The 7,668-nt window shown below is 44.1% G+C and carries 5 protein-coding genes; 3 read left to right on the forward strand and 2 right to left on the reverse strand.

The window, feature by feature from the left end:
- Positions 1-93: 93 nt before the first annotated feature.
- On the reverse strand, positions 94-705 hold the full coding sequence (locus tag AB4653_RS07160; protein ID WP_009847518.1) for a YtjB family periplasmic protein: 612 nt from the start codon (positions 703-705) through the stop codon (positions 94-96).
- A gap of 109 nt (positions 706-814) precedes the next feature.
- Between AB4653_RS07160 and serB the strand changes: the two genes are divergently transcribed.
- The gene (gene serB, locus AB4653_RS07165; RefSeq protein WP_009847517.1) at positions 815-1,795 is read left to right on the forward strand and encodes a phosphoserine phosphatase; all 981 of its coding nucleotides are present in this window, start codon (positions 815-817) and stop codon (positions 1,793-1,795) included.
- A gap of 104 nt (positions 1,796-1,899) precedes the next feature.
- Here the strand turns inward: serB and AB4653_RS07170 are convergent, their stop codons facing one another.
- Entirely contained in the window at positions 1,900-4,248 is a 2,349-nt protein-coding gene (locus tag AB4653_RS07170) for a PilZ domain-containing protein (RefSeq protein WP_012604687.1), read from the reverse strand.
- A gap of 161 nt (positions 4,249-4,409) precedes the next feature.
- Between AB4653_RS07170 and radA the strand changes: the two genes are divergently transcribed.
- Both radA and fusA read left to right on the forward strand, forming a co-directional pair.
- On the forward strand, positions 4,410-5,789 hold the full coding sequence (gene radA, locus AB4653_RS07175) for a DNA repair protein RadA (RefSeq protein WP_009847515.1): 1,380 nt from the start codon (positions 4,410-4,412) through the stop codon (positions 5,787-5,789).
- Between the two features lie 233 nt (positions 5,790-6,022).
- Positions 6,023-7,668 (forward strand): elongation factor G (fusA, locus tag AB4653_RS07180; RefSeq protein WP_372103679.1); only part of this gene is annotated, 1,646 nt, incomplete at its 3' end.

Here is a 7,668-nt window from a genome sequence, read left to right on the forward strand (position 1 = left end):
AGCTTAATAGATACCGCAAAGTTTAATAGATAACAAAAGCCCCGTTGCTGCCTGAGCTTCGGGGCTTTTTATTGGATTTGTTAAACTAAGCCGTTAAGAGCTGACATTTTTAAGCAGCCAGTTTTCCCCAGACTTAGCCTTTCTTTTACGAATAAGCATGATGAACAACACGCCACTGACAAATCCCATTAAGACCATACCGATCATGTAGCGATCGCTCTTACGGTAGTGATGATCAGAAATAGCTGTCATTTTTCCTGTCTCAAAAGTCACGCGGATAAAGCCAATGATCGTACTCTCTGGAGAGTAAATAGGTTCAACGAGTTGCTGCCTGCCGATACTTGCCGTTGAAAGAGGTGTGTCTAAGCCAAGAACTTCGCGTACCGAGAGCGCTTTTTCACTCGAAGCCAGTCGAATCCCTTCTGCATCGTAGATGGTGGTATCAAATACCAATCGATCCTGAGAGAGTTGGTTAGTGAGCTCTAGCAGGCGCTCTTGGTCTTGCTGAGTGATCATCTTACTGGCTGAAAGTGATGCCTGTGAGATCAGTAGTTTGGTCAGCGTTTCCAACTGTTTTGCTTGGATCTTCTCATTACCTTTACTGATCACTACTGTGTTTTTAATGGTTACCACGAACATAGCAGCCAACAGAATTAGGGCTAGTACTCGTAAAGCGTTACGTATTGAGAACAATGATTCATTCATGTTTCACGAAGCCTGAAATAAACAAATGTTATGATTAAGACATATTGAGACTTGCGTTTTCAAATTGCAATAGGTTAACGTTTAGCATAGTTAATTAGGAATCATACACATGGACGCTCAGAAATATCTGCCGATTAAAAGGCATACGACATTATTAACCCGACTCCCCGAGACACGTTTCGCTTCTCAACTCGCAAAATCTAAAGCCAATTGGATTGTGTTCGGTGAGTACTTATCTCCACAATCATTTGATGACATCGACTTTTTCACTGGTACCTACAACACCATCCTCAATACGTGGAAGGTGGGACATTACGAAGTGGCACTGATGTCAGGGAACTTAACCCCGGCACACGAAGAAATTTTACAAGCACTGAAGCTTGATTATGCTTGCCTTAGCGAGGTCCCAGACTTATCTAAGCCAGGTTTGATCGTGATGGATATGGACTCCACAGCAATTCAAATTGAATGCATCGATGAGATAGCAAAGCTCGCAGGAGTCGGAGAGTTAGTTTCTGAAATAACAGAGCGTGCGATGCAAGGCGAGCTCGACTTTGAACAGAGCCTACGCCAACGCGTTGGGGCACTGAAAGGTGCGGATGAGTCGATACTGGAGCAAGTGCGCCAGTCATTACCATTCATGCCAGACTTGGTTGAGCTAGTGAATACTCTGAATAAACTTGGCTGGAAGACGGCGATTGCATCGGGTGGTTTTACTTATTTCTCAGACTACCTGAAAGATACGCTTGATCTTGACCACGCTCAGTCAAACACGCTAGAGATCGTCAATGGTAAATTGACGGGTGAAGTATTAGGCGATGTTGTTTCCGCACAGACCAAAGCGGATATCTTGGTAGAACTTGCTGAAGAGTATGAACTGGAACTGCATAACACCGTTGCCGTGGGTGATGGTGCCAATGACTTGGTTATGATGGGTTCTGCCGGTTTAGGGATTGCTTACCATGCAAAACCGAAAGTTGAACAACAAGCTCAAACTGCTGTGCGTTATGCTGGCTTAGGTGGGGTGCTTTGTATCTTGTCAGGTGTATTAGCTAAGCAGCAAAAAATTAGCTGGCAAGCGAAGCCTTAGTCATATTTAGGGCGGTATAACGGATACAAAAAAGCAGGTGATGAGCCTGCTTTTTCTATTTTTAAATCCGATAAGTCGACAAACCGGTAAGTTGATCTGGTTATTTAGTGCGAGAGTTCTAATCGAATCAATACTTCATCGGTAATGTCTTCTATCTCACCATAACCAATAAAAGCGGTGACCTCACTCTCTAACTTCTTCGCTTGGTGCATACTGATGCGCGAAAGCTCGGCTAAGTCTGATTGGAACAAACTTGTTAATGGATTAAAGATAGGGGCGGTAGTGACTCGCAGTACATACACATCACCCAGATCTTGTGCCTTCTTAATGAACGAGATACGTTCTTTCGTAGATGCAAAGTCTTTCACCAACTTCGTATGTACAGATTGAATCTTGTTACCAAACTTTATCGCAGCAATGTATACGTCATGATGTTTTGGCTCTGCACCTTCAATTCTTTTCAGTGGCTCAGCTAATAGTGAATTAGAGTGACCTTTGAAAATCGGTTCCAGTGAAAACTTTTGGTTGTGCCCAAGTTTAGCGAGTAACGCTAGATGCTTGTTCAGCGGGAAGTTCACACCAATGAGCTTACAACGCAACGTTGAGCCCGGCTTATCAATGAAAATTGGATTACTGACCATTTTGTTAAGCAAAACAGTGTGCAGTGATTTAAGCAGTGAATCGGTGGGCAGTATTTCTTGCTTCTTATTTAGCTTACTTTGGTTCTGATCGATAAGCCCATTGAGGAAGGCGATGGTACGCATTGTTTTTGCATTCTCGGTGATAACCAATTGAACATTGCAACCGTTCGGGCTTACACGAATTACATGGTAAGGCACTGTGCTTAATGGCAAGTTTTTATCATAGAGTTGCAGTTCATTAAAATTCACCACAACCGGATCATCAATCTTGAGTACCATTGGGTGTTCAAGGGTAATGCTTAGGCCACGTTTTGATATGTCTACAGTGTGTCCATTTATTGTTGGGCTATCTTGTGATGTGAGTTGAATTGGCGATTTAAAGCTATATCTCGGTTCTTTACGACGACTTTGGGAATCAAAGTAGATACTTTGAATGTTCCCCACCACCGTTCGAGGATGGCGAAAGCGATTAAGGTCACTGCTTGGAATGCGTGGTTTTTCACTTAATAGGTAATCGGCAGCACTTTCGTGATCACCGATCTCTTGCAAGATACCGCAATGAGTCAGTTGCGCAGAGCTTTGAGCAAGCGTATCTGAATGCTCAGCTAAGGCTTGTCGCTCAGCGTCGGATAATTCGAAAACCGAGAATTTGAACGCCTTCCAACTTTTACGTTTACCGCCGATGTGCCAGAACAGTTGCCTCTCTTCACGAGAAGCTTCAGGCAGCATCATCGAGTAGAACAAGGTCTTATTTTTATGTTCATGGGTAAAAGAGTAGATAACGTTACTGGTTCCCTTCACGCCAGGCTTAGCGAGTAAGTTCATACGTTGTTCGTTGAACAAAGTACCCAGAGCCTGTTGGTTACGCTCATCATGCCAGTATTGCCATTGGGGATGATTGTTATCCGTGAGCAGCGCGAGCTTCAACTCACTACCACTGAAGAATAGAGGGAGATTACAGGTGTACTTTAGATAGGTGTGTTCAATACCGCGAGTTCGCGTTCGAATGAGCCTATCTTGATTCTCATGGCTGGTTTTCTTGCTGACACTATTTAGAGATTCATCGAGTAAACGAGCCACACTCGTTGTATCGCTGATTCTCATGCATCTTAAAAATTTGACTGCATTGTTCTCGTAGGATTCATCAATACCCAGAATACGAAATTCAACCGCCTCATTAACATCGGCTTCTAGTGACTTCTCAACAAGCTCAGTGAATTTAACACTGATGATTTCCCCTAGGTTGTATTTAAACGCCCTTGGTACCTTGAACTTTGCACCCGACGGAGAAATATCAACTGTCACACCATGTAGGCTTTGTCCTTTAGGCGTGGTGATTTCAACCTGTGAGCTAATCTTGAGCCTGTTTTCTTTGCGTTTTAAATCGTAACCGAGGTTAATGGCTTCTGCTTCATAGGGGCTATCAGCGTTAGTGATATCGTGGTCATCTTGAGAGGATGTTTTAACAATATTACGAAGAGGTTGAATGCGAGGTGTCATCACTAACTCCCACACGCCCTCGGTATAACCTTTAAATTTTTTAGTACCACGTTGATACGCGTTCAAAGCTATGTCATCAAGCCAATGTTTACGCTCGTCTAGCGTGAATTGATGACATTCATTATCAATACGCCCGCGTAAATCAATGCTCTTTGTGCACGGAGCCATGATACGATTCAGTTCCATTTTAACGAGCAGTTTTAGAGACGGTGATTCGCCTTCTGTCATTTGAGAAAGAAGGAATTCGAAATCTTCGGCATGGTAGGCCGGAATAAGTCGTTCTGCTACAGATAGAATTTCAGATTGCTGCATACTTTTCTTGTTAGAATGGATGGTGCGTTATTGTTATCGACGAGTTGTATTTGATCTTTAGGTATTCGTGGCCCTACTGCAACTTTTATTTTCACCTGTACGGTCAACGGGGTCACAAAATAGCAACATTTACCCGTTACTAAGCAAATTATTGAGGTTTTATGGCTAAGGCAAAGCGAGCTTATGTGTGTAATGACTGTGGTGCTGACTTTCCACGTTGGCAAGGGCAGTGCAATGCATGTGGTGCTTGGAACACGATTACAGAAGTTAGGTTAGCCGCTTCACCTCAGGTCGCGCGCAATGAACGACTAAGTGGTTACGCTGGTGGTGCAACTGAATCTTCGGTTCAAACGCTATCGGAAATCGACTTGCAAGAGGTCCCGCGCTTTAGTAGTGGCTTCAAAGAGCTTGATCGTGTACTTGGTGGTGGTGTTGTACCTGGCGCTGCGATTCTTATTGGTGGTAACCCTGGTGCCGGTAAATCAACCCTGCTATTGCAGACTATGTGTCAGCTTTCTTCCCAGTTACCGACACTTTATGTCACTGGCGAAGAATCTCTTCAACAAGTTGCGATGCGAGCATCTCGATTAGGGTTACCAAAAGAGCATCTCAAAATGCTCTCTGAAACCAATGTTGATAAAATCTGTCAGGTTGCAGAAAGAGAGCAGCCTAAGATCATGGTTATCGACTCAATCCAAGTTATGCATGTCGCTGACGTTCAATCGTCTCCTGGCAGTGTTGCTCAGGTGCGCGAATCGGCAACCGCATTAACGCGCTATGCGAAACAGAACAACGTTGCCGTGTTCCTAGTGGGACACGTAACTAAAGACGGTACCTTAGCGGGACCAAAAGTACTTGAACACATTATTGACTGTTCGGTGTTGTTAGATGGCGGAACGGACAGTCGTTTTAGAACCTTGCGCAGCCACAAGAACCGTTTTGGTGCAGTGAATGAGCTAGGTGTGTTTGCCATGACAGGGCAAGGACTAAAAGAAGTTAGCAATCCATCGGCTATTTTCCTGTCTCGTGGTGAAGAAGAAACCTCAGGCAGTTCAGTGATGGTGGTTTGGGAAGGGACGCGTCCACTTCTTGTCGAAATTCAAGCGCTGGTGGATTATTCGCAGCTGGCTAACCCGCGTCGTGTCGCTGTTGGTCTCGAGCAAAATCGACTGTCATTGTTATTAGCCGTGCTGCATAAACACGGCGGCTTACAAATGGCTGACCAAGATGTGTTTGTGAATGTCGTTGGTGGTGTTAAAGTAACCGAAACCAGTGCTGATCTTGCATTGGTAATGGCATTACTTTCGAGTTTCAGAGACCGCGCATTGCCAAAAGATGTGGTGGTTTTTGGCGAAGTAGGCCTTGCTGGTGAGATTCGACCTGTACCGAGCGGTCAAGAGCGCTTAAATGAGGCGTTTAAACACGGCTTCAAGAGAGCCATTGTACCAGCGGCTAACATGCCTAAAGGTGGCATTCCAGGAATGCAGATCCACGGTGTGAAAAAATTATCGGAAGCAATTAATGCTTTTGATGAGTTGTAATTGAGCTCACTTCAGCTACTCTATACAGCAGAAATTCAGTCTAACTTAAACGCTATTTTCGCTTTAAGTTAGCACTAAACTTAACAATCATTTAGATTGTTTCTTCAGATTGCCTTTTCTATATGTTAGAAAAAGGCAAAGTTTTTTAGTCCCAAATGCATGCAAAGCTATCAGTCCTCACAGATTGTGATATACTCTGCGCGCATTTTATATCCTATTAACAGAGTAAGACAATGGCAGATTTATCGAAATACAGAAACATTGGTATTTTCGCGCACGTTGATGCGGGTAAAACAACTACCACTGAGCGTATCCTTAAGCTAACTGGTCAGATCCACAAGACTGGTGAAGTACATGATGGCGAATCAACTACTGACTTCATGGAACAGGAAGCTGAGCGCGGAATTACTATCCAATCAGCAGCTGTAAGCTGTTTCTGGAACGGTCACCGTCTAAACGTTATCGATACTCCTGGACACGTTGACTTCACAGTTGAAGTATACCGTTCTCTTAAAGTACTTGATGGCGGTATCGGTGTATTCTGTGGTTCTGGTGGTGTTGAACCACAATCAGAAACTAACTGGCGCTACGCTAACGAATCAGAAGTATCTCGTCTGATCTTCGTTAACAAACTAGACCGTATGGGTGCAGATTTCTACAACGTTGTTGACCAAGTTAAAAACGTTCTAGGTGCAACTCCTCTAGTTATGGTTCTACCAATCGGCCGCGAAGATGAATTCGTGGGTGTTGTAGACCTTCTAAGCCGTAAAGCATACGTTTGGGATGACACTGGTCTTCCTGAAAACTACGAAATCACTGATGTTCCTGCGGACATGGTTGATGACGTTGAGCAATACCGTGAAGAGCTAATCGAAACTGCTGTAGAGCAAGACGATGACCTAATGGAAGCTTACATGGAAGGTGAAGAGCCTTCTATCGAAGACATCAAACGTTGTATCCGTAAAGGTACTCGTGATATCGCATTCTTCCCTACGTTCTGTGGTTCTGCGTTCAAGAACAAAGGCATGCAAGTTATCCTTGATGCTGTAGTAGATTACCTACCTTCTCCAACTGAAGTTGATCCTCAACCTCTAATGGATGAGAACGGCGAAGAAACAGGCAACCACGCTATCGTTTCTACTGAAGAAACTTTCAAAGCGCTTGCGTTCAAAATCATGGATGACCGTTTCGGTGCTCTAACTTTCGTTCGTATTTACTCTGGTAAATTGAACAAAGGTGACACGATCCTTAACTCATTCACAGGTAAAACTGAGCGTGTTGGCCGTATGGTTGAGATGCAAGCTGATGACCGTAACGAACTAACTAGCGCACAAGCTGGTGACATCATTGCGATCGTTGGTATGAAGAACGTTCAAACTGGTCACACTCTATGTGATCCAAAAGACCAAGTAACGCTTGAGCCAATGGTTTTCCCAACTCCAGTAATCTCTATCGCTGTATCTCCAAAAGATAAAGGCGGTTCTGAGAAAATGGGTATCGCGATCGGTAAAATGGTTGCTGAAGATCCATCTTTCCAAGTTGAGACTGACGAAGAAACTGGCGAAACTATCCTTAAAGGTATGGGTGAGCTTCACCTAGACATCAAGGTAGATATCCTTAAGCGTACTTACGGCGTTGACCTAACAGTTGGTGCTCCTCAAGTTGCTTACCGTGAAACTATCACTCAAGCAATTGAAGATAGCTACACGCATAAGAAACAGTCTGGTGGTTCTGGTCAATTCGGTAAGATCGATTACCGTATCAAACCAGGTGAAGCAGGTTCTGGCTTCAAGTTCAACTCAGTAGTTGTGGGCGGTAACGTTCCTAAAGAATTCTGGCCTGCAGTTGAGAAAGGCTTTGCTGGCATGATGGATAACGG

Origin of the sequence: Vibrio sp. 10N.222.48.A3, assembly GCF_041475345.1 — a bacterium.
GTDB classification, from domain to species: domain Bacteria; phylum Pseudomonadota; class Gammaproteobacteria; order Enterobacterales; family Vibrionaceae; genus Vibrio; species Vibrio tasmaniensis_A.

Excerpts from the sequence above, each read along its gene's own strand:
- AB4653_RS07160 (WP_009847518.1), bottom strand. The coding sequence starts at position 705 with ATGAATGAATCATTGTTCTCAATACGTAACGCTTTACGAGTACTAGCC.
- radA (WP_009847515.1), top strand. The coding sequence starts at position 4,410 with ATGGCTAAGGCAAAGCGAGCTTATGTGTGTAATGACTGTGGTGCTGAC.
- serB (WP_009847517.1), top strand. The coding sequence starts at position 815 with ATGGACGCTCAGAAATATCTGCCGATTAAAAGGCATACGACATTATTA.
- AB4653_RS07170 (WP_012604687.1), bottom strand. The coding sequence starts at position 4,248 with ATGCAGCAATCTGAAATTCTATCTGTAGCAGAACGACTTATTCCGGCC.